Origin of the sequence: Paraburkholderia sp. SIMBA_054 (genome assembly GCF_046534875.1) — a bacterium.
Classification (GTDB): Bacteria; Pseudomonadota; Gammaproteobacteria; order Burkholderiales; family Burkholderiaceae; genus Paraburkholderia; species Paraburkholderia hospita.
This window is the reverse complement of the sequence record NZ_JAWRXV010000742.1, coordinates 1-273: the sequence shown is the minus strand read 5'-3', so window position 1 is coordinate 273 and position 273 is coordinate 1. Positions and strand designations below refer to the sequence as shown.

The window sequence follows — 273 nt, the reverse complement described above, 5'->3', positions numbered from 1 at the left end:
AGTGGCCTTGGTCAGGCTGCGCCACTGCTCGGCCCAGCCCTCCTCGGAGCCGGCCATCCAGGACTGCCAGACGCCGGGGGCGACAGGCTCGAAGCCACCGGCCGCCGCGGGCAGCCCGTCCGCGCGCAGGATCGTGACCGCAAAGGCTCCACTCCTGGCCGCGGTGTTGATCAGCCACTGCGCTGCGATGCTCGGTTCGAACACAATCCCCGTGGCGACCGTGAATTGGCGTCGCTCGTCCTGACGCATGCACTCGGCCAGGTAGACCAGATG

Annotated in this window: 1 protein-coding gene; it reads right to left on the bottom strand. The window is 69.2% G+C overall.

The window, feature by feature from the left end:
- The coding region (locus tag SB822_RS57070; RefSeq protein WP_410859103.1) for a hypothetical protein at window positions 1-273 on the bottom strand (273 nt) is incomplete at both ends.